Annotated in this window: 19 protein-coding genes; all 19 read left to right on the plus strand. The window is 61.1% G+C overall.

Going from position 1 to position 20,854, the window contains the following annotated elements:
- Positions 1-31: 31 nt before the first annotated feature.
- Positions 32-472, plus strand: a complete 441-nt coding sequence (locus tag DBP26_RS20100) for an NUDIX hydrolase (protein ID WP_108239273.1) — start codon at positions 32-34, stop codon at positions 470-472.
- Positions 473-542: 70 nt separating this feature from the next.
- On the plus strand, positions 543-1,673 hold the full coding sequence (mnmA, locus tag DBP26_RS20105) for a tRNA 2-thiouridine(34) synthase MnmA (RefSeq protein ID WP_108239274.1): 1,131 nt from the start codon (positions 543-545) through the stop codon (positions 1,671-1,673).
- Positions 1,673-2,293, plus strand: coding sequence for a high frequency lysogenization protein HflD (gene hflD, locus DBP26_RS20110; RefSeq protein WP_108239275.1), 621 nt, complete (start codon positions 1,673-1,675; stop codon positions 2,291-2,293). Before mnmA ends, hflD begins: the two co-directional genes overlap by 1 nt.
- 133 nt (positions 2,294-2,426) lie before the next feature.
- Complete coding sequence (purB, locus tag DBP26_RS20115; protein ID WP_108239276.1) at positions 2,427-3,797, plus strand: adenylosuccinate lyase; 1,371 nt, start codon at positions 2,427-2,429, stop codon at positions 3,795-3,797.
- Between the two features lie 81 nt (positions 3,798-3,878).
- Positions 3,879-5,045 (plus strand): cupin domain-containing protein, encoded by a 1,167-nt coding sequence (locus DBP26_RS20120; RefSeq protein WP_108239277.1) that lies wholly within the window; start codon positions 3,879-3,881, stop codon positions 5,043-5,045.
- On the plus strand, positions 5,038-5,463 hold the full coding sequence (locus tag DBP26_RS20125) for a GNAT family N-acetyltransferase (RefSeq protein ID WP_108239278.1): 426 nt from the start codon (positions 5,038-5,040) through the stop codon (positions 5,461-5,463). Before DBP26_RS20120 ends, DBP26_RS20125 begins: the two co-directional genes overlap by 8 nt.
- Positions 5,464-5,626: 163 nt before the next feature.
- Positions 5,627-6,415, plus strand: a complete 789-nt coding sequence (locus tag DBP26_RS20130; RefSeq protein ID WP_108239279.1) for a secretin N-terminal domain-containing protein — start codon at positions 5,627-5,629, stop codon at positions 6,413-6,415.
- 712 nt (positions 6,416-7,127) lie between these two features.
- On the plus strand, positions 7,128-8,453 hold the full coding sequence (aceA, locus tag DBP26_RS20140; protein ID WP_108239281.1) for an isocitrate lyase: 1,326 nt from the start codon (positions 7,128-7,130) through the stop codon (positions 8,451-8,453).
- A gap of 475 nt (positions 8,454-8,928) precedes the next feature.
- Positions 8,929-9,342, plus strand: coding sequence for an NADH-quinone oxidoreductase subunit A (locus DBP26_RS20145; RefSeq protein WP_108239282.1), 414 nt, complete (start codon positions 8,929-8,931; stop codon positions 9,340-9,342).
- 10 nt (positions 9,343-9,352) lie between these two features.
- Positions 9,353-10,027: an NADH-quinone oxidoreductase subunit B gene (locus DBP26_RS20150; protein ID WP_108239283.1), complete on the plus strand. Its 675-nt coding sequence runs from the start codon at positions 9,353-9,355 to the stop codon at positions 10,025-10,027.
- A 73-nt stretch (positions 10,028-10,100) separates the two neighbouring features.
- Positions 10,101-11,882 carry an NADH-quinone oxidoreductase subunit C/D gene (nuoC, locus tag DBP26_RS20155; protein WP_108239284.1) on the plus strand — a complete coding sequence of 594 codons (1,782 nt, stop codon included), beginning with the start codon at positions 10,101-10,103 and terminating at the stop codon, positions 11,880-11,882.
- Between the two features lie 2 nt (positions 11,883-11,884).
- Positions 11,885-12,382: an NADH-quinone oxidoreductase subunit NuoE gene (gene nuoE / locus DBP26_RS20160; protein WP_108239285.1), complete on the plus strand. Its 498-nt coding sequence runs from the start codon at positions 11,885-11,887 to the stop codon at positions 12,380-12,382.
- Positions 12,379-13,737, plus strand: coding sequence for an NADH-quinone oxidoreductase subunit NuoF (gene nuoF / locus DBP26_RS20165; protein ID WP_108239286.1), 1,359 nt, complete (start codon positions 12,379-12,381; stop codon positions 13,735-13,737). The genes nuoE and nuoF overlap by 4 nt, the downstream gene beginning before the upstream one ends.
- Before the next feature lie 152 nt (positions 13,738-13,889).
- Positions 13,890-16,607 carry an NADH-quinone oxidoreductase subunit NuoG gene (gene nuoG / locus DBP26_RS20170; RefSeq protein WP_108239287.1) on the plus strand — a complete coding sequence of 906 codons (2,718 nt, stop codon included), beginning with the start codon at positions 13,890-13,892 and terminating at the stop codon, positions 16,605-16,607.
- Entirely contained in the window at positions 16,604-17,593 is a 990-nt protein-coding gene (gene nuoH / locus DBP26_RS20175; RefSeq protein WP_108239288.1) for an NADH-quinone oxidoreductase subunit NuoH, read from the plus strand. The genes nuoG and nuoH overlap by 4 nt, the downstream gene beginning before the upstream one ends.
- Positions 17,594-17,604: 11 nt before the next feature.
- Entirely contained in the window at positions 17,605-18,153 is a 549-nt protein-coding gene (gene nuoI, locus DBP26_RS20180) for an NADH-quinone oxidoreductase subunit NuoI (RefSeq protein ID WP_108239289.1), read from the plus strand.
- Between the two features lie 9 nt (positions 18,154-18,162).
- Positions 18,163-18,663 (plus strand): NADH-quinone oxidoreductase subunit J, encoded by a 501-nt coding sequence (gene nuoJ / locus DBP26_RS20185; protein WP_108239290.1) that lies wholly within the window; start codon positions 18,163-18,165, stop codon positions 18,661-18,663.
- 3 nt (positions 18,664-18,666) lie between these two features.
- A complete protein-coding gene (gene nuoK / locus DBP26_RS20190) occupies positions 18,667-18,978 on the plus strand; it encodes an NADH-quinone oxidoreductase subunit NuoK (RefSeq protein ID WP_108239291.1) in 312 nt (103 codons plus the stop codon).
- Positions 18,975-20,822, plus strand: coding sequence for an NADH-quinone oxidoreductase subunit L (gene nuoL / locus DBP26_RS20195; RefSeq protein WP_108239292.1), 1,848 nt, complete (start codon positions 18,975-18,977; stop codon positions 20,820-20,822). Before nuoK ends, nuoL begins: the two co-directional genes overlap by 4 nt.
- Positions 20,823-20,854: the final 32 nt, after the last annotated feature.

Raw genomic sequence — 20,854 nt, forward strand, 5'->3', positions numbered from 1 at the left:
TCACCCCCTTCGCCGTGAAAGGACGCATCGAATGACCTGGCAACCCCACATCACTGTCGCGACCATCGTCGAGGATGACGGTCGCTTCCTGTTCGTCGAAGAATCGAAGAACGGCAAATACGTGCTCAATCAGCCCGCGGGTCACCTTGAGCCTGCCGAAACCTTGCGTGAGGCCGCCATCCGCGAAACGCTGGAAGAAACCGGTTGGGATGTCGAACTGACCGGCGTAGTCGGCATTTACCTGTACACCGCACCGAGCAATGGCGTCACCTACCAGCGTGTCTGCTTCGCCGCGCGGGCCACCCGCCACCACCCGGACCGCCCACTGGACACCGGCATCGTCGCAGCACACTGGCTCACTCGTGACGAACTGGCCGCTCAACCTGAACGCTGGCGCAGCCATCTGGTACTGGAATGCCTGGATGACTACCTCACCGGCCCGGTCCACAGCCTGGACGTGGTGCGCAACTGAATAGCTTTTAGCCTTGGCGCTGACTCCCTGATAGAATCGCGTCCTTTTCCAGACGACTCACCGAAACCCTATGTCTGATTCAGCCTTTTCCAAACCAGAAAAGAAACGCGTCATCGTCGGCATGTCCGGCGGCGTGGATTCTTCGGTCTCCGCCCTTCTGCTCATGGAGCAGGGGTATCAGGTGGAAGGCCTGTTCATGAAGAACTGGGAAGAAGACGATGGAACGGAATATTGCACCGCCATGGACGACCTGGCGGATGCCCAGGCCGTGTGCGACCGCATCGGCATCAAGCTGCACACGGTAAACTTCGCTGCGGAATACTGGGATAACGTCTTCGAGCACTTCCTCGAGGAGTACAAGGCCGGCCGTACGCCAAACCCGGACATCCTGTGCAACCGTGAGATCAAGTTCAAAGCGTTCCTCGATTACGCCTTCATGCTGGGTGCAGATCTGATCGCCACCGGCCACTACGTGCGCCGTCGGGACATCGATGGCCGCACCGAATTGCTCAAGGGCCTGGACCCGAACAAGGACCAGAGTTATTTCTTGCATGCCGTCGCGGGCGAACAGATTGCCAAGACCCTGTTCCCGGTCGGCGAGCTGGAAAAGCCTGAAGTGCGCGCCATTGCCGAGAAATACGCATTGGCAACCGCCAAGAAGAAAGACTCCACCGGCATCTGCTTCATTGGCGAGCGCCGCTTCACCGACTTCCTCAAGCAATACCTGCCCGCACAACCGGGCGAGATCAAAACCACCGAGGGCGAGGTTATCGGCCGCCACGCCGGCCTGATGTACCACACCATCGGGCAGCGTCAGGGGCTGGGGATCGGCGGTCTCAAGGACGCCGGCGACGAGCCGTGGTACGTACTCGAGAAAGACCTGGCCCACAACGTGCTGATCGTCGGCCAGGGCAACGAGCACCCCCGGCTGTTCTCACGCGCCCTGCTCGCTTCGGAAATCTACTGGGTCAACCCTGTGGACCTGAGCACACCGCGCCACCTGACCGCCAAGGTCCGTTACCGTCAGGCCGACCAGCGCTGCACGCTCGAGCGTACCGAGTCCGGGTACCGCGCTGTTTTCGACGAGCCGCAACGGGCCGTCACGCCTGGTCAGTCGGTGGTGTTTTATGACGGTGAAGTCTGCCTGGGTGGCGGCGTCATCGAAGCGGCAGAACCCTGGTACAGCAAGGACACGCATTGATGAGTCCGATTCAAGAGCAACTGACCGCCTTGGGCGGTGTGTTTCAGGCTGCTGTACTGGTGGACCGGATCGCAAAGACCGGCCAGGCCGGCGAAGCGGCGGTCGGCTGCCTGCTGGGCGGCCTGCTGGTGATGGACCCCAAGGATACGCTCGACGTCTTCGGTGGCGACGACCTGAACCTTCGCGAGGGCTACCGCGCCCTTGCCAGCGCACTGGAGCGCGACCCGGGCACCTTGCAGCGCGAACCGTTGCGTTACGCCCTGGCCATGCTCGGCCTGGAGCGGCAGCTCGCCAAGCGTGACGACATGCTGGACACCATTGGCAAGCGCCTGCCGCAGATCCAGTCGCAGGTCGAACACTTCGGCATCGTGCATGAGAACGTGATTGCCGCCACCGGTGCGCTGTACCAGGACACGCTGAGCACCTTGCGCCAGCGGATTCAGGTCCATGGCGACATGCGCAACCTCCAGCAACCCAACAACGCCTCCAAAATTCGCGCACTGTTGCTGGCCGGCATTCGCTGCGCTCGACTTTGGCGACAAGTGGGCGGTCACCGCTGGCAACTGGTGATCAGTCGTCGCAAGTTGTTGAAAGAACTGTATCCCTTGATGCACGGTTGAGCGTCACACCCCCTGCGAACGCCACCACCGATCCTCGTCACGCGCGTCACAACGGCCATCCGCCCTCGGCTGCGCCGTTTTTTCATGTATGATACGCGCCCCATTTCGTTGCCCGACTGTCCGAGAGCACCCCATGCAGCTTTCTTCGCTCACTGCGGTTTCCCCTGTTGACGGCCGCTACGCCGGCAAAACCCAGGCCTTGCGCCCCATCTTCAGCGAATACGGCCTGATCCGTTTCCGCGCCCTCGTCGAGGTCCGCTGGCTCCAGCGCCTGGCGGCTCACCCGCAAATCTCCGAAGTCCCGGCGTTCTCCGCCGAGGCCAACGCCATCCTCGATGCACTGGCAGACGACTTTGCCCTGGAGCATGCCGAGCGCGTCAAAGAGATCGAGCGCACCACCAACCATGACGTCAAGGCCATCGAATACTTGCTCAAGGAGCAGGCGGCCAAGTTGCCGGAACTGGCCAAGGTCAGCGAATTCATTCACTTCGCCTGCACCAGCGAAGACATCAACAACCTGTCCCATGCGCTGATGCTGCGCGAAGGCCGCGACACGGTACTGCTGCCGCTGATGCGCCAGATCGCCGACGCCATCCGCGAACTGGCGATCCGCTTCGCCGCTGTGCCGATGCTGTCGCGCACCCATGGCCAGCCTGCCTCGCCGACCACCCTCGGCAAGGAACTGGCCAACGTGGTCTACCGCCTGGAGCGCCAGATCGCTCAGGTGGCGGCCGTCCCGCTGCTGGGCAAGATCAACGGCGCCGTCGGCAACTACAACGCGCACCTTTCGGCCTATCCGGACGTCGACTGGGAAGCCAACGCTCGCGCCCTGATCGAAGACGAACTGGGCCTGACGTTCAACCCGTACACCACCCAGATCGAACCGCACGACTACATTGCCGAGCTGTTCGACGCCATTGCGCGCTTCAACACCATCCTGATCGACTTCGACCGCGACATCTGGGGTTACATCTCCCTCGGCTACTTCAAGCAGAAGACCGTTGCCGGCGAAATCGGCTCGTCGACCATGCCGCACAAGGTCAACCCCATCGACTTCGAAAACTCCGAGGGCAATCTGGGCATCGCGAATGCGCTGTTCCAGCACCTGGCGAGCAAGCTGCCGATTTCCCGCTGGCAGCGCGACCTGACCGACTCCACCGTACTGCGCAATCTGGGCGTGGGTTTCGCCCACAGCGTGATCGCCTATGAGGCGAGCCTCAAAGGCATCGGTAAGCTGGAACTGAACGAACAGCGTATCGCCGCCGACCTTGACGCCTGCTGGGAAGTGCTCGCCGAGCCGATCCAGACCGTGATGCGCCGTTACAACATCGAGAACCCGTACGAGAAGCTCAAAGAGCTGACCCGGGGTAAAGGCATCAGCCCGGACGCGCTGCTGATCTTCATCGATGGACTGGACATGCCGGCCGAAGCCAAAGCCGAGTTGAAAAAGCTCACCCCGGCCAATTACATCGGCAACGCCGTGGCGCAAGCCCAACGCATCTGACCCAAGGCCGCCGCTCTGACGCCCGGCCAAGCCGGGCGTTTTCATTCCGGTCTGAAAACATCTTTTTTCAATAGGTTACACATGAATCCTGATATCCCTCTTCAGCTGCTGGGCGGCATCACGGCCCGCGAGTTTCTGCGCGATTATTGGCAGAAAAAACCACTGCTGATCCGTCAGGCCATTCCGGAGTTTGAAAGCCCGATCGATCCGGATGAACTGGCAGGCCTGGCGCTGGAAGAAGAAGTCGAGTCACGCCTGATCATTGAGAACGGCGTGCGCCCATGGGAAATGCGTCGCGGCCCGTTCGCGGAGGAAGAATTCAGCAAGCTGCCGGAAACCGAATGGACCCTGCTGGTGCAGGCGGTCGATCAGTTCGTGCCTGAAGTGGGCGAGTTGCTGGACAGTTTCCGCTTCCTGCCAAGCTGGCGCATCGATGATGTGATGATCAGCTACGCAGCGCCCGGCGGCAGTGTGGGCCCGCACTTCGACAACTACGACGTGTTTCTTCTGCAGGGCCACGGCAAGCGTCATTGGAAAATCGGGCAGATGTGCGACAGCGAAAGCCCTCTGATCGAGCACGCCGACCTGCGCATCCTGGCCGACTTCCAAGGGAGCGACGAATGGACACTGGAGCCAGGCGACATGCTTTACCTGCCGCCGCGCCTGGCCCATTGGGGCGTGGCCGTCGACGATTGCCTGACTTATTCGGTCGGTTTCCGCGCCCCGAGCGCTGCGGAAGTGTTGACCCACTTCACCGACTTCCTCAGCCAGTTCATCTCGGATGAGGAACGCTACACCGACGCCGACGCTCAGCCGCCCAGCGATCCCCACCAGATTCAGCGCGATGCACTGGACCGTCTCAAGGCGCTGCTGGCCGAGCACATGGGCGACGAGCGGCTTCTGCTGACCTGGTTCGGCCAGTTCATGACCGAGCCGCGCTACCCGGAGCTGGTCACCGGCCCGGAGCTGGACGAAGCAGAGTTGCTCGACAGCCTGGAACAAGGCGCGATCCTGATTCGCAATCCGAGCGCGCGATTGGCTTGGTCCGAAGTCGACGACGACCTGCTGCTGTTCGCCAGCGGCCAGAGTCGCCTGCTGCCAGGCCATCTTCGCGAACTGCTGAAGCTGGTGTGTGCAGCCGATGCTCTGCATACCGATAACCTGGGCAAATGGCTAAGCGACGAAGACGGCCGCAGCCTGCTCTGCGAACTGGTCAAACAAGGAAGTCTGGGATTCGCCGATGAATAAGATCCGCGTGCGCTTGGCCGACTGGCAGAAAGACAACGCCGATATCCGACGTATTCGAGAAGCGGTGTTCATCGCTGAACAGTCGGTCCCGCCCGAGCTGGAGTGGGATCCCGAAGATGCAGGCGCCCTCCACTTTCTGGCGTTGGAAGGCGATTATCCGGTCGGCACCGCACGCCTCCTGCCGGACGGTGAAATCGGCCGGCTTTCGGTGCTCAAGGACTGGCGCGGCCTGCACGTCGGCGACGCACTGCTCAAAGCAGTCATTGCCGAAGCCGAACATCGTGACCTGCAGGAGCAGAAACTCAGCGCTCAGGTACACGCCACGGCGTTTTACGAGCGCTCGGGCTTCACCGTGGTCAGCGACGAGTTTCTTGAAGCCGGCCTGCCCCACGTGTACATGGTGCGCAGCGCTCGCTGAAAAGCCTTGATGCAGCCAAACGCCCCGTCGTGACCGTCTCAGCTCGCTATGCTGAACGCAAACACGGGGCGTTCTGCTGTCTGCAATTCAATTTGCCGCTGCACAGGCCGACAAACTGGCACACTCAACGCTTTTGACGCGTCCCTTCGTGGAGATTACACCGATGTCATTACGCACTCTGCTCGCTGCACTGCTGTTGGCCTGCAGCTTCACGGCCGCCGCGGCCACCGAGGTCATCCCTCTGAATTACCGCACCAGCGACGACCTAATGCCCACGGTGAAAGCTTTTCTGGGCAACGAGGGCAGCGTCAACGCCTACGGCAACAAACTCATCGTCAATGCCGAGCCCGGGAAGATCGATGAACTCAAGGGATTGCTGTCGCAACTAGACGTGGCCGCCAAGCGCCTGCTGATCAGCGTCGACACCAGCGACAACAGCATCCAGAACGATCAAGGGTATTCGGTAAACGGCACCGTTCGTTCGCAAAACGGCCAGATCAGCGCGGATGGCAAGACGCGCATCATCGACTACGGCACCGCCAGCCGCGATGGCGGCCTGCAGCAGGTCCAGGCCAATGAGGGCACGCCCGCCCTGATCCAGGTGGGGCAAAGCATTCCGATCACCAGCGTCCAGACCGATTCCTACGGCTACGCCCAGACCAACACCCAATACCGCAACGTCACCCGGGGCTTCTATGTGACCGCGACAGTCACAGGGGATATCGTTCATCTGAGCATCAGCACGAACAACGACCGCATGAGCCAGCAGCAGGCCGATGCGATCAAGGTGCAGAGCACCGACACTCAAGTCAGTGGGCGCCTCGGGGAATGGATCACCCTGGCAGGCGTCAGCGATCAGTCGCGCGCCGACGAGCATGGCATCACCCGTCGCTACGCCACACAAGGCCGCGACGACATGACCCTGCGGGTGAAGGTCGACAGCCTCGATTAAGCCATCCCCCTCCGTGAACTGACGACCGCTCCTACCATCTGGATCTGCGCTGGACGCGCGACCGCACCCGATTCTGTAGGAGCGCACGAGCACCGCGAGGCCGCGACCGGCGCGAGGTCGCGCCCCACCGATGCGGCAGCAAGTCCTGAATCTCCGCTACTTCTGACACATCACCATCACCCGATTTACGACTGCTTCGCAGCCGATCGCGGCCTCGCACTGGTCGTGCGCACCTACAAGGATTGCGTTCACTCCTGATGATTATGTAGTGCTGAAAAATCCACTACATATCCTCCCTCCCCGGTGACCACCCAGTATTACTGCGGACTCTCCCGTTCCAACACTCGAAGGCCCGAAACTGACTGATGAGTCGTATTAGACGAAAGATGTAGTGCCTTAAAATAATCACTACAAAGTGTTTGACGGCGCAAAAATGCCGAGGCATGATGGCCTCGCACTCACTGATCAGGGGCAGCACAGAAAGCCTCCGGATCTCGCTTGATACCTACCAGATCGAGCAAGTTAGCGTCTTTTAGCCCAAAAGGCCGCAGTATCGCCGCGCCATCGCGAAGGCGACCACAATCCAGACCAGCGAATACCTGCTTTCCGATTCAGTGAGCACCCTGACGTGCGCCCTCAAGAAAGTTCGGGCGCTGACAACTCAAACCGCTTCACCTCAAGACCCACAAGACCAAGCGACGAGGTTTACCCCATGGCACTGACACGCGAACAACAAATTGCAGCCATCGAGAAAGACTGGGCCGAGAACCCACGCTGGAAAGGCGTGACCCGCACCTACTCCGCTGCTGACGTCGTCCGCCTCCGTGGCTCGATCCAGCCTGAACATACGCTGGCGAAAATGGGCGCTGAAAAACTGTGGAATCTCGTGACGCAGGGCGCCAAACCGTCCTTTCGTCCCGACAAGGATTTCGTCAACTGCATGGGTGCGCTGACAGGCGGCCAGGCGGTGCAGCAGGTCAAAGCGGGCATCCAGGCAATCTATCTGTCTGGCTGGCAGGTGGCGGCCGACAATAACTCGGCCGAGTCGATGTACCCCGACCAATCGCTGTACCCGGTCGACTCGGTCCCGACAGTGGTCAAGCGCATCAACAACTCGTTCCGTCGGGCCGACCAGATCCAGTGGAAAGCCGGTAAAAACCCCGGCGACGAGGGCTATATCGATTACTTCGCACCGATCGTGGCAGACGCCGAAGCCGGCTTCGGTGGCGTGCTGAACGCCTATGAGTTGATGAAGAGCATGATCGAAGCGGGTGCCGCCGGCGTTCACTTCGAAGACCAACTGGCTTCGGTGAAGAAATGCGGTCATATGGGTGGCAAGGTGCTGGTCCCTACTCAAGAAGCCGTGCAGAAGCTGATTGCCGCTCGCCTGGCCGCCGACGTGGCTGGGGTGCCGACCATCATCCTGGCGCGCACCGATGCCAACGCGGCCGACCTGCTGACATCGGACTGCGACCCGTACGACCAGCCCTTCGTGACCGGAACCCGTACGCCTGAAGGCTTCTACAAGGTTCGCGCAGGCCTGGACCAGGCCATCGCCCGCGGCCTGGCGTATGCTCCCTACGCCGACCTGATCTGGTGCGAAACGGCCAAACCCGACCTGGACGAAGCTCGCCGCTTCGCCGAAGCGATCAAAAAGGAATACCCGGACCAACTGTTGTCCTACAACTGCTCGCCTTCTTTCAACTGGAAGAAAAACCTGGACGACACGACTATCGCCAAATTCCAACGCGAGCTGTCGGCGATGGGCTACAAGCATCAGTTCATCACCCTGGCGGGCATTCACAACATGTGGCACAGCATGTTCAACCTGGCCCACGATTACGCCCGCAATGACATGACCGCCTACGTGAAACTGCAGGAGCAAGAGTTCGCGGATGCGGCCAAGGGCTATACCTTCGTTGCGCACCAGCAGGAAGTGGGCACCGGCTACTTCGACGACATGACCACCGTCATCCAGGGTGGCCAGTCCTCGGTCACCGCACTCACCGGCTCGACCGAAGAAGAACAGTTCCACTGAGTGCTACCTCACAGCCCCCGCCTCGGGTGACTGGTGAGGCTCTGCGCTCGATGACCCAATCGAAAGGTAGGTTATCGAGCGCGGACCCGGTCATTTGAATTGAATGACGCTTCAAATGCCCCGCTCCCAATCCTTTCATTTGACGGATGCAACATCCTCAACTTCTCTCATGTTTTCGGAACCGCACATAAGCGACCTTTTAAATGATATTAATTATCATTTAAGCTTGGCGTGGTTCATTACCGTTTACGGGAAACATAATTAACCAGATGCCCCCTAATCCCCGCGGGCCGCGGGCCCGCGCGCCAAAACCGTGACCTGGCTCATTAATGCGGTGAATAAATTTGATTTAGAAAATTTACTTGCCCTTCTTTTGCACATAAAATCCCGGAATTGATCGCACTGCGACATATCGTCACTGCCTCTACTTCTTTTCAAGCTCAGAGACCGCTGTTCTCTGCTAAGGATTGCCAGCATGTCCGAATCGACAGGTTTGATTGCCCACAACTGGGGCTTCGCCATTTTCCTTTTGGGCGTCATCGGCCTCTGTGCCTTCATGCTTGGCCTTTCCAGCCTGCTCGGTTCCAAAGCCTGGGGCCGTAGCAAGAACGAACCGTTCGAATCCGGCATGCTGCCCACAGGCGGCGCCCGCCTGCGTCTCTCCGCGAAATTCTATCTGGTCGCGATGCTGTTCGTGATTTTCGATATCGAAGCCCTCTTTCTGTACGCCTGGTCTGTGTCCGTCCGCGAAAGCGGCTGGACCGGCTTCGCCGAAGCGCTCGTTTTCATAGCAATTCTGTTGGCAGGTCTTGTCTACCTATGGCGGGTAGGGGCGCTCGATTGGGCTCCCGTTGGTCGTCGTAACCGGCAGGCGAAGCTAAAACAATGAGGCTTTGGCAATGCAATACAATCTCACCAGAATCGATCCGGATGCGCCTAACGAGCAGTACCCCATCGGCGAGCGGGAAACCGTCGCCGATCCGTTAGAGGATCAAGTCCACAAAAACATCTTCATGGGCAAGCTCTCGGACGTGCTGAGCAATGCTGTCAACTGGGGTCGCAAGAACTCCCTTTGGCCGTACAACTTCGGTCTGTCCTGCTGCTACGTGGAAATGACCACCGCCTTCACGGCGCCCCACGACATTGCACGTTTCGGTGCGGAAGTCATCCGGGCTTCACCGCGTCAGGCTGATTTCATGGTCATCGCCGGCACCTGCTTCGTGAAGATGGCTCCGATCATCCAGCGCCTCTACGAGCAAATGCTCGAGCCCAAGTGGGTCATTTCCATGGGTTCGTGCGCCAACTCCGGTGGCATGTACGACATCTATTCCGTGGTTCAGGGCGTGGACAAGTTCCTGCCTGTGGATGTCTACGTGCCCGGCTGCCCGCCCCGTCCAGAGGCATTCCTGCAAGGCCTGATGTTGCTGCAGGAATCCATTGGCCAGGAGCGTCGCCCTCTTTCCTGGGTCGTCGGCGACCAGGGCGTGTACCGCGCCGAGATGCCGTCGCAAAAGGAACAGCGCCGCGAACAGCGTATTCAGGTCACCAACCTGCGCAGCCCCGACGAAGTCTGATCCAGTTTTCTTTTACAAAAAGAAGCCTGAACCTGGGTTCATTCTGTACGTTGACCGATAGCGATCGAGACCTATGACTGCAGACACCGCTCTGTACATCCCGCCTTACAAGGCTGACGACCAAGACGTCGTCGTTGAATTGCACAACCGTTTTGGCGCCGACGCGTTCACCGCCCAAGCCACCGTCACTGGCATGCCAGTGCTGTGGGTCGCACGCGCAAAACTGGTGGAAATCCTCACGTTCCTGCGCAACGTGCCCAAGCCGTATTCGATGCTGTACGACCTGCACGGTGTCGACGAGCGCTTGCGCACCAAGCGTCGCGGCCTCCCCGATGCCGATTTCACCGTGTTCTACCACCTGCTGTCGGTGGAGCGTAACAGCGACGTGATGCTGAAGGTGGCCTTGTCCGAGGGCGACCTCAGCGTGCCCACCGTCACCGGCATCTGGCCCAACGCCAACTGGTACGAGCGCGAAGTATGGGACATGTTCGGGATCGACTTCCCGGGCCACCCGCACCTGAGCCGCATCATGATGCCGCCCACTTGGGAAGGTCACCCGCTGCGCAAGGACTACCCTGCCCGCGCCACCGAGTTCGACCCCTACAGCCTGACGCTGGCCAAGCAGCAACTGGAAGAGGAAGCGGCTCGTTTCCGTCCGGAAGACTGGGGCATGAAACGTTCCGGCGCCAACGAGGACTACATGTTCCTCAACCTGGGTCCTAACCACCCTTCCGCCCACGGTGCGTTCCGTATCGTGCTGCAGTTGGACGGCGAAGAGATCGTCGACTGCGTGCCTGACATCGGTTATCACCATCGCGGTGCCGAGAAGATGGCGGAGCGTCAGTCCTGGCACAGCTTCATTCCCTACACCGACCGCATCGACTACCTCGGCGGAGTCATGAACAACCTGCCCTACGTGCTTTCGGTCGAGAAGCTGGCGGGCATCAAGGTGCCGGAGAAGGTCGACGTCATCCGTATCATGATGGCCGAGTTCTTCCGCATCACCAGCCACCTGCTGTTCCTGGGCACCTACATCCAGGACGTCGGGGCCATGACACCGGTGTTCTTCACCTTCACCGACCGCCAGCGCGCGTACACCGTGATCGAAGCCATCACCGGTTTCCGCCTGCACCCGGCCTGGTACCGCATCGGCGGCGTCGCCCACGACCTGCCGCGTGGCTGGGACAAGCTGGTCAAGGACTTCGTGGAATGGCTGCCCAAACGCCTGGACGAATACACCACCGCTGCGCTCAAGAACAGCATCCTGAAAGGCCGCACCATCGGCGTCGCCCAGTACAACACCAAAGAAGCCCTGGCATGGGGCGTCACCGGCGCCGGCCTGCGCTCGACCGGTTGCGACTTCGACCTGCGCAAGGCCCGTCCGTATTCGGGCTATGAGAATTTCGAGTTCGAAGTACCGCTGGGCCACAACGGCGATGCCTATGACCGCTGCATGGTCCGCGTCGAAGAAATGCGCCAAAGCATCAAAATCATCGACCAGTGCCTGCGCAACATGCCGGAAGGGCCGTACAAGGCGGATCACCCGCTGACCACGCCGCCTCCGAAAGAGCGCACCCTGCAGCATATCGAGACCTTGATCACGCACTTCCTGCAAGTTTCGTGGGGCCCGGTCATGCCGGCAAACGAGTCCTTCCAGATGATCGAAGCGACCAAGGGCATCAACAGTTATTACCTGACGAGCGACGGCGGCACCATGAGCTACCGTACCCGGATTCGCACCCCAAGCTACCCGCACCTGCAGCAGATCCCTTCGGTGATCAAAGGCAGCATGGTCGCGGACTTGATCGCGTACCTGGGTAGTATCGACTTCGTTATGGCCGACGTGGACCGCTAAGCATGAACAGCACGCTCATCCAGACAGACCGTTTCGCCCTGAGCGAATCCGAGCGCTCGGCCATCGAGCACGAAATGCATCACTACGAGGACCCGCGCGCGGCGTCCATCGAAGCCTTGAAAATCGTCCAGAAGGAACGCGGCTGGGTGCCGGACGGCGCCATCTACGCCATCGGCGAAGTGCTGGGCATCCCGGCGAGCGACGTTGAAGGTGTGGCCACGTTCTACAGCCAGATCTTCCGTCAGCCAGTGGGCCGTCACATCATCCGCGTCTGCAACAGCATGGTCTGCTACATCGCAGGCCACGAAGACATCGTCGGCGAAATCCAGAGCAAGCTGGGCATCGGCCTGGGTCAGACCACGGCCGATGGCCGCTTCACCCTGCTGCCCGCCTGCTGCCTGGGCAACTGCGACAAGGCCCCGGCGGTCATGATCGATGACGACACTTTCGGCAATCTGCAGCCTGCTGGCGTCGCCCAGCTGCTGGAGGGTTACGTATGACCATCACTTCCTTCGGTCCGGCCAACCTGATCAAGCGCACGCCGGAAACCCATCCCCTGACCTGGCGCCTGCGTGACGACGGCCAGCCCGTGTGGCTGGATGAGTACCAGGCCAAAGACGGCTACGCCGCTGCGCGCAAGGCCCTGACCCAGCAATCGCCTGACGAGATCGTGCAGGCGGTCAAGGATTCCGGGCTCAAGGGTCGCGGCGGTGCGGGCTTTCCCACCGGCGTGAAGTGGGGTCTGATGCCCAAGGACGAATCCCTCAACATCCGCTACCTGCTGTGCAACGCGGACGAGATGGAGCCCAACACCTGGAAAGACCGCATGCTGATGGAGCAACTGCCCCACCTGTTGGTGGAAGGCATGCTGATCAGCGCCCGCGCGTTGAAAGCCTACCGCGGTTACATCTTCCTGCGGGGCGAGTACGTCACCGCCGCCAAGCACTTGAACCGTGCGGTGGAAGAAGCCAAGGCTGCGGGCCTGCTGGGCAAGAACATCCTGGGTACCGGCTTCGACTTCGAGCTGTTCGTCCACACCGGCGCCGGGCGTTACATCTGCGGTGAAGAAACCGCACTGATCAACTCCCTCGAAGGCCGCCGCGCCAATCCGCGCTCCAAGCCGCCCTTCCCTGCCGCCGTCGGCGTATGGGGCAAGCCGACCTGCGTGAACAACGTCGAAACCCTGTGCAACGTCCCGGCGATCGTGAACAACGGCAACGACTGGTACAAGTCGCTGGCCCGTGAAGGCAGCGAAGACCACGGCACCAAGTTGATGGGCTTCTCCGGCAAGGTGAAGAACCCGGGCATCTGGGAACTGCCATTCGGCCTGCCAGCCCGTGAACTGTTCGAAGACTACGCAGGCGGCATGCGCGACGGCTACAAGCTCAAGTGCTGGCAGCCTGGCGGCGCCGGTACCGGTTTCCTGCTGCCCGAGCACCTCGACTGCCAGTTCTACGCCGGTGGCGTGGCGAAGGTTGGCACCCGGATGGGTACGGGCCTGGCGATGGCGGTGGATGACAAAGTCAACATGGTCTCGCTGCTGCGCAACATGGAGGAGTTCTTCGCCCAGGAGTCGTGCGGTTTCTGCACCCCTTGTCGCGACGGCCTGCCATGGAGCGTGAAGATGCTGCGCGCCCTGGAAAAAGGCCAGGGTCAACCGGGCGACATCGAAACGCTGCTGGGGTTGGTCAACTTCCTCGGCCCAGGCAAGACCTTCTGCGCCCACGCACCGGGCGCCGTGGAACCTCTGGGCAGCGCGATCAAGTATTTCCGATCCGAGTTCGAAGCCGGCATCGCACCTGCGCGTGCGGGCGATCTGACTCAGGTCAAAAGCCCGACGATAGCGGGCGCCTGAATAGACTGACCGGTCGACAAGCCGAAAGCCTGTCGGCCCTTGCCCTGGTTGCGCCACTGAATGTCACACCTCAGCGGCTGTTCGAACCGGGGCAGAACCGAGATTCCATTAGCCACGCCCGCTGACACCGGGCCAACGAAGACCTTTGAACCATGGCTACTATTCACGTAGACGGCAAAGCGCTCGAAGTCGATGGCGCAGACAACCTGTTACAGGCCTGTCTGTCGCTGGGGCTCGACATTCCTTATTTCTGCTGGCATCCAGCCCTTGGCAGCGTCGGCGCCTGTCGCCAATGCGCGGTCAAGCAGTACACCGACGAGAACGACACCCGTGGTCGTATCGTCATGTCCTGCATGACCCCTGCCCAGGACAACACCTGGATCTCCATCGACGACGAAGAGTCCAAGGCGTTCCGCGCCAGCGTCGTCGAATGGCTGATGACCAACCACCCTCACGACTGCCCGGTCTGCGAGGAAGGCGGTCACTGCCACCTGCAGGACATGACCGTGATGACCGGCCACAACGAGCGCCGGTATCGCTTCACCAAACGCACTCACCAGAACCAGGAATTGGGGCCGTTCATCGCTCACGAGATGAACCGCTGCATCGCCTGCTACCGCTGCGTGCGCTTCTATAAAGATTACGCCGGCGGCACCGACCTGGGCGTCTACGGCGCTCACGACAACGTGTACTTCGGGCGCGTTGAAAGCGGCACGCTGGAAAGCGAGTTCTCCGGCAACCTCACCGAGGTCTGCCCGACCGGTGTGTTCACCGACAAGACCCACTCCGAGCGTTACAACCGCAAGTGGGACATGCAGTTCTCCCCGAGCATCTGCCACGGCTGCTCCAGCGGTTGCAACATCAGCCCTGGTGAGCGTTATGGCGAGATCCGCCGCATCGAGAACCGTTACAACGGTTCGGTCAACCAGTACTTCCTGTGCGACCGTGGCCGTTTCGGTTATGGCTACGTCAACCGCACCGATCGCCCACGTCAGCCACTGCTGACCCAAGGCAACGTCAAGCTGAGCCTGGACCAGGCGTTGGACAAGGCCGCCGACCTGCTGCGCGGCCGGACCATCGTCGGCATCGGCTCGCCCCGCGCCAGCTTGGAAAGCAACTTCGCCCTGCGTGAACTGGTGGGCGGCGAGTACTTCTACTCCGGCATCGAAGCCGGGGAGCTGGAACGCCTGCAACTGATCGTTCAGGTGCTCAAGGACAGCCCGCTGCCGATCCCGACGCTGCGTGAAGTCGAAGAGCACGACGCCGTGTTCATCCTGGGTGAAGACGTCACTCAGACCGCCGCGCGTATGGCGCTGGGGCTGCGTCAGTCGGTCAAGAACAAGGCTGAAGACATGGCCGCTGCGATGAAAGTCCAGCCTTGGTTGGACGCTGCGGTGAAGAACATCGGCCAACACGAGCTGAACCCGTTGTTCATCGCCAGCCTGGCTGATACTCGCCTGGACGATGTGGCCGAAGAATGCGTGCACGCTGCGCCTGACGACCTGGCCCGCCTCGGTTTCGCCGTTGCGCATGCCATCGACCCGAGTGCCCCGGCCGTCGCAGGCCTGGACAGCGAAGCACTTGAACTGGCGCAACGCATCGCCGACGCCCTGCTGGCCGCCAAGCGTCCGCTGGTAATCTCCGGTGCGTCGCTGGGTTCCAACGCACTGATCGAAGCGGCGGCGAACATCGCCAAAGCCTTGAAACTGCGCGACAAGAACGGTTCATTGAGCCTGATCGTCCCCGAAGCCAACAGCATGGGCCTGGCCCTGTTCGGCGGCGACTCGGTAGATGCAGCGCTGGACCAGGTGATTTCGGGCAAGGCCGATGCCATCGTCGTGCTGGAAAACGATCTGTTCACCCGCACCGACGCCGCCAAAGTGGAAGCTGCACTGAACGCTGCGAAAGTGGTGATCGTCGCTGACCATCAGAAGACTGCCACCACCGACCGCGCCGACCTGATCCTGCCTGCCGCCAGTTTCGCGGAAGGCGACGGTACGCTGGTCAGCCAGGAAGGCCGCGCCCAGCGTTTCTTCCAGGTCTATGATCCCACCTACCTAGACGCGAGCATCCAGATCCACGAAGGCTGGCGCTGGCTCCACGCCCTGCGCGCTACCCTGCTGAACAAGCCGGTGGACTGGACGCAGCTGGACCACGTCACCGACGCCTGCGCTGCAAGCCATCCACAACTGGCCGGTATCGTCGGCGCAGCACCTTCGGCCGCCTTCCGCATCAAGGGCCTGAAGCTGGCTCGCGAACCGCTGCGCTACAGCGGCCGCACCGCCATGCGCGCCAACATCAGCGTCCACGAGCCGCGCACCCCGCAGGACAAGGACTCGGCCTTCGCCTTCTCGATGGAAGGCTATTCGGGTTCCGCCGAGCCGCGTTCCCAGGTGCCGTTCGCCTGGTCGCCCGGCTGGAACTCTCCGCAAGCGTGGAACAAGTTCCAGGACGAAGTCGGTGGTCACCTGCGTGCTGGCGATCCAGGCGTGCGCCTGATCGAAAGCAATGGCGACAAGCTCGGCTGGTTCGCCAGCGTGCCGCGGGCCTTTTCCCCTGCACAGGGGACTTGGCAAGTGGTGCCGTTCTTCCACCTGTTCGGCAGCGAGGAAAACTCCTCCAAAGCCGCACCGGTTCAAGAACGCATTCCTGAAGCCTATGTGGCGCTGGCCAAGTCCGAAGCGGACCGCCTGGGCGTCAACGACGGTGCCCTGCTCAGCCTCAACGTTGCCGGCCAGACCCTGCGTCTGCCACTGCGCATCAACGAAGAGTTGGGCGCCGGTCTGGTGGCCCTGCCATCCGGGCTGGCGGGCATACCTCCGGCGCTGGCCGGGAAAACCGTTGAGGGTCTGCAGGAGGCGGCACAATGACGTGGTTTACCCCTGAAGTGATCGCTTCGATCATTGCCGTCCTCAAGGCCATCGTGGTGCTGCTCGCCGTGGTGGTCTGCGGCGCGCTGCTCAGCTTCGTCGAGCGTCGTCTGCTGGGCTGGTGGCAGGACCGGTACGGTCCTAACCGCGTCGGCCCATTCGGCATGTTCCAGATCGCCGCGGACATGCTGAAGATGTTTTTCAAGGAAGACTGGAACCCGCCCTTCGTCGACCGCATGATCTTCACTCTGGCGCCCGTCGTGGCCATGAGTGCGCTGCTGATCTCGTTCTCGATCATCCCGGTCACCCAGACCTGGGTCGTGGCGGACCTGAACATCGGCCTGCTGTTCTTCTTCGCCATGGCCGGTCTGTCGGTCTACGCGGTGCTGTTCGCAGGCTGGTCGTCGAACAACAAGTACGCGTTGCTGGGCAGCTTGCGCGCCTCGGCGCAGACCGTTTCGTACGAAGTGTTCCTGGGCCTGTCCCTGATGGGCATCATCGTTCAGGTTGGCTCGTTCAACATGGGCGACATCGTTCAGTACCAGGCCGATCACCTGTGGTTCATCATTCCGCAGTTCTTCGGCTTCTGCACCTTCTTCATCGCAGGCGTCGCGGTGACCCACCGCCACCCGTTCGACCAACCGGAAGCGGAGCAGGAACTGGCCGACGGCTACCACATTGAATACGCCGGCATGAAATGGGGCATGTTCTTCGTGGGTGAGTACATCGGCATCATCCTGATTTCGGCGCTGCTGGTGACGCTGTTCTTCGGGGGTTGGCACGGTCCGTTCAACATCCTGCCGCAACTCTCGTTCATGTGGTTCGTTCTGAAAACCGCGTTCTTCATCATGCTGTTCATCCTGCTGCGCGCTTCCATCCCGCGTCCACGTTATGACCAGGTGATGGATTTCAGCTGGAAGTTCTGCCTGCCACTGACCCTGATCAATTTGCTGGTGACCGCTGCGGTCGTCCTGGCGGCTCAGTGAGGATTTGACCCATGTTCAAATATATTGGCGACATCGTTAAGGGTACCGGTACCCAGTTGCGCAGCCTGGTGATGATCTTCGGCCACGGCTTCCGCAAGCGCGACACCCTGCAATACCCGGAAGAACCGGTTTACCTGCCACCCCGCTACCGGGGCCGCATCGTCCTGACCCGCGACCCTGACGGCGAAGAGCGCTGCGTGGCGTGCAACCTGTGCGCCGTGGCCTGCCCGGTCGGTTGCATTTCACTGCAGAAAGCCGAGACCGAAGACGGTCGCTGGTACCCAGACTTCTTCCGCATCAACTTCTCGCGTTGCATCTTCTGCGGTCTCTGTGAAGAAGCCTGCCCGACCACGGCGATCCAGCTCACGCCGGATTTCGAGATGGCCGAGTTCAAACGTCAGGATCTGGTCTATGAGAAGGAAGATCTGCTGATCTCCGGCCCCGGCAAGAACCCTGACTACAACTTCTACCGCGTTGCCGGTATGGCCATCGCTGGCAAGCCGAAAGGCGCTGCACAGAACGAAGCCGAACCCATCAACGTCAAGAGCTTGCTGCCTTAAGGAAGAAAGATGGAATTCGCTTTCTATTTCGCATCCGGCATCGCTGTGGTCTCTACCCTGGGGGTGGTGACGCACACGAACCCGGTGCACGCCCTGCTCTACCTGATCATCTCGCTGATCGCCGTGGCCATGACCTTCTTCAGCCTCGGCGCGCCCTTCGCCGGCGCGCTGGAAGTGATCGCTTACGCGGGCGCCATCATGGTGCTGTTCGTGTTCGTGGTGATGATGCTGAACCTGGGCCCGGCCTCGGTTCAGCAGGAACGCGCCTGGCTCAAACCCGGCATCTGGCTGGGGCCGATCCTGCTGTGCGGTCTGTTGCTGGCCGAGCTGATCTACATGCTGTTCGCCCACTCCACCGGTGCCGGTATCGGCCACACCACGGTGGATGCCAAAGCCGTCGGCGTCAGCCTGTTCGGCCCTTACCTGCTGGTTGTCGAACTTGCGTCGATGCTGCTGCTCGCCGCAGCCGTGACCGCATTCCACGTCGGCCGCAACGAGGCGAAGGAGTAAACCATGCATTCAGCTATCCCTCTCGAGCACGGTCTGGCAGTTGCCGGTCTGCTGTTCTGCCTCGGCCTGGCGGGCCTGTTGGTACGCCGCAACATTCTGTTCGTGTTGATGAGCCTGGAAGTGATGATGAACTCTGCCGCCCTGGCCTTCGTCGTGGCGGGCAGCCGCTGGGCGCAGCCTGACGGTCAGGTGATGTTCATTCTGGTGATCAGCCTTGCCGCCGCCGAAGCCAGTATTGGCCTGGCGATCCTGCTGCAACTGTATCGCCGCTTCCACACTCTCGATATCGACGCTGCCAGCGAGATGCGCGGATGAACCTACTCTTTCTGACTTTCGTATTCCCTCTGATCGGCTTCCTGCTGCTGTCGTTTTCGCGCGGCAAGTGGTCGGAAAACCTTTCGGCCCTCGTGGGCGTAGGCTCCATCGGCCTGTCGGCCATCGTCGCTGCCTACGTGATCTGGCAATTCAACGTGGCCCCGCCGGAAGGCGGCCACCTGACCCTGGTGCTGTGGCGCTGGATGTCGGTGGACGGCTTCGATCCGAACTTCGCGCTGTATGTCGATGGCCTGTCCATCACCATGCTGGGTGTGGTCGTCGGCGTGGGTTTCCTGATCCACCTCTTCGCCTCGTGGTACATGCGTGGTGAAGACGGTTATTCGCGGTTCTTCTCCTACACCAACCTGTTCATCGCCAGCATGCTGTTCCTGATCCTGGGCGACAACCTGCTGTTCATCTACTTCGGTTGGGAAGGCGTGGGCCTGTGCTCGTACCTGTTGATCGGTTTCTACTACAGCAACCGAAACAACGGCAACGCGGCACTCAAGGCCTTCATCGTGACCCGCATCGGCGACGTGTTCATGGCCATCGGCCTGTTCATTCTGTTCCAGCAACTGGGCACGCTGAACATTCAAGAGCTGCTGGTTCGCGCCCCGCAACATTTCAAGGTCGGCGATTTCTGGATCGTGCTGGCGACCCTGATGCTGTTGGGCGGTGCGGTCGGTAAATCTGCACAGTTGCCGCTGCAGACCTGGCTCGCGGACGCCATGGCCGGTCCTACCCCGGTCTCGGCACTGATCCACGCCGCGACCATGGTCACCGCGGGTGTCTACCTGATCGCCCGTACCCACGGTCTGTTCGCCCTGGCACCGGACATCCTGCACCTGGTCGGCATCGTGGGTGGCATCACCCTGGTACTGGCCGGTTTCGCAGCACTGGTCCAGACCGACATCAAACGCATCCTCGCCTACTCGACCATGAGCCAGATCGGCTACATGTTCCTGGCGCTGGGTGTAGGTGCCTGGGAAGGGGCGATTTTCCACCTGATGACCCACGCATTCTTCAAGGCCCTGCTGTTCCTGGCCTCCGGTGCGGTGATCGTGGCCTGCCATCACGAGCAGAACATCTTCAAGATGGGCGGCCTGTGGAAAAAGCTGCCTCTGGCCTACACCAGCTTCATCGTCGGCGGCGCGGCCCTGGCAGCCCTGCCGATCCTGACGGCGGGCTTCTACTCCAAGGACGAAATCCTCTGGGAAGCGTTCGCCAGCGGCCATCAATATCTGCTGTACGCGGGCCTGGTCGGTGCGTTCATGACCTCGCTGTACACCTTCCGCCTGATCTTCATCGCCTTCCACGGCGAAGCGAAGACCGAAGCTCACGCCGGCCACGGGATTTCCCACTGGTTGCCGCTGGGCGTGCTGATCGTTCTGTCCACCTTCGTCGGCGCCTGGATCCATCCGCCGCTGGCCGGTGTACTGCCGGAAAGCGCAGGCCATGCCGGCGGCGAAGCCAAGCACAGCCTGGAAATCGCCTCGGGAGCCATCGCCCTGGCCGGTATCCTGCTGTCGGCCCTGCTGTTTTTGGGCAAGCGTCGCTTGGTCACCGCCATCGCCAACAGTGGGCCGGGTCGCTTCCTCTCCGCCTGGTGGTTCGCGGCCTGGGGCTTCGACTGGCTCTACGATGTGCTGTTCGTTAAACCTTACCTGGCAATCAGCCGCATTCTGCGGGGTGATCCGCTCGACCACACCATCGGTGTGATCCCGCGTCTGGCCAAGGCCGGTAACAGTCTGATGAGTCGTACCGAAACCGGTCAGCTCCGCTGGTATGCCGCTTCGATCGCTGCAGGTGCCGTACTGGTGCTTGGCGCGATTGTGCTGGTCTGATGAGTCGATCTGACATGAACCTTGCGACTTTG

Origin of the sequence: Pseudomonas sp. RIT409 (genome assembly GCF_003052515.2) — a bacterium.
Classification (GTDB): Bacteria; Pseudomonadota; Gammaproteobacteria; order Pseudomonadales; family Pseudomonadaceae; genus Aquipseudomonas.

Bases quoted from the DNA above. Each gene is read 5' to 3' on its own strand.
- DBP26_RS20100 (WP_108239273.1), top strand. From the start codon at position 32: ATGACCTGGCAACCCCACATCACTGTCGCGACCATCGTCGAGGATGAC.
- mnmA (WP_108239274.1), top strand. From the start codon at position 543: ATGTCTGATTCAGCCTTTTCCAAACCAGAAAAGAAACGCGTCATCGTC.
- hflD (WP_108239275.1), top strand. From the start codon at position 1,673: ATGAGTCCGATTCAAGAGCAACTGACCGCCTTGGGCGGTGTGTTTCAG.
- purB (WP_108239276.1), top strand. From the start codon at position 2,427: ATGCAGCTTTCTTCGCTCACTGCGGTTTCCCCTGTTGACGGCCGCTAC.
- DBP26_RS20120 (WP_108239277.1), top strand. From the start codon at position 3,879: ATGAATCCTGATATCCCTCTTCAGCTGCTGGGCGGCATCACGGCCCGC.
- DBP26_RS20125 (WP_108239278.1), top strand. From the start codon at position 5,038: ATGAATAAGATCCGCGTGCGCTTGGCCGACTGGCAGAAAGACAACGCC.
- DBP26_RS20130 (WP_108239279.1), top strand. From the start codon at position 5,627: ATGTCATTACGCACTCTGCTCGCTGCACTGCTGTTGGCCTGCAGCTTC.
- aceA (WP_108239281.1), top strand. From the start codon at position 7,128: ATGGCACTGACACGCGAACAACAAATTGCAGCCATCGAGAAAGACTGG.
- DBP26_RS20145 (WP_108239282.1), top strand. From the start codon at position 8,929: ATGTCCGAATCGACAGGTTTGATTGCCCACAACTGGGGCTTCGCCATT.
- DBP26_RS20150 (WP_108239283.1), top strand. From the start codon at position 9,353: ATGCAATACAATCTCACCAGAATCGATCCGGATGCGCCTAACGAGCAG.
- nuoC (WP_108239284.1), top strand. From the start codon at position 10,101: ATGACTGCAGACACCGCTCTGTACATCCCGCCTTACAAGGCTGACGAC.
- nuoE (WP_108239285.1), top strand. From the start codon at position 11,885: ATGAACAGCACGCTCATCCAGACAGACCGTTTCGCCCTGAGCGAATCC.
- nuoF (WP_108239286.1), top strand. From the start codon at position 12,379: ATGACCATCACTTCCTTCGGTCCGGCCAACCTGATCAAGCGCACGCCG.
- nuoG (WP_108239287.1), top strand. From the start codon at position 13,890: ATGGCTACTATTCACGTAGACGGCAAAGCGCTCGAAGTCGATGGCGCA.
- nuoH (WP_108239288.1), top strand. From the start codon at position 16,604: ATGACGTGGTTTACCCCTGAAGTGATCGCTTCGATCATTGCCGTCCTC.
- nuoI (WP_108239289.1), top strand. From the start codon at position 17,605: ATGTTCAAATATATTGGCGACATCGTTAAGGGTACCGGTACCCAGTTG.
- nuoJ (WP_108239290.1), top strand. From the start codon at position 18,163: ATGGAATTCGCTTTCTATTTCGCATCCGGCATCGCTGTGGTCTCTACC.
- nuoK (WP_108239291.1), top strand. From the start codon at position 18,667: ATGCATTCAGCTATCCCTCTCGAGCACGGTCTGGCAGTTGCCGGTCTG.
- nuoL (WP_108239292.1), top strand. From the start codon at position 18,975: ATGAACCTACTCTTTCTGACTTTCGTATTCCCTCTGATCGGCTTCCTG.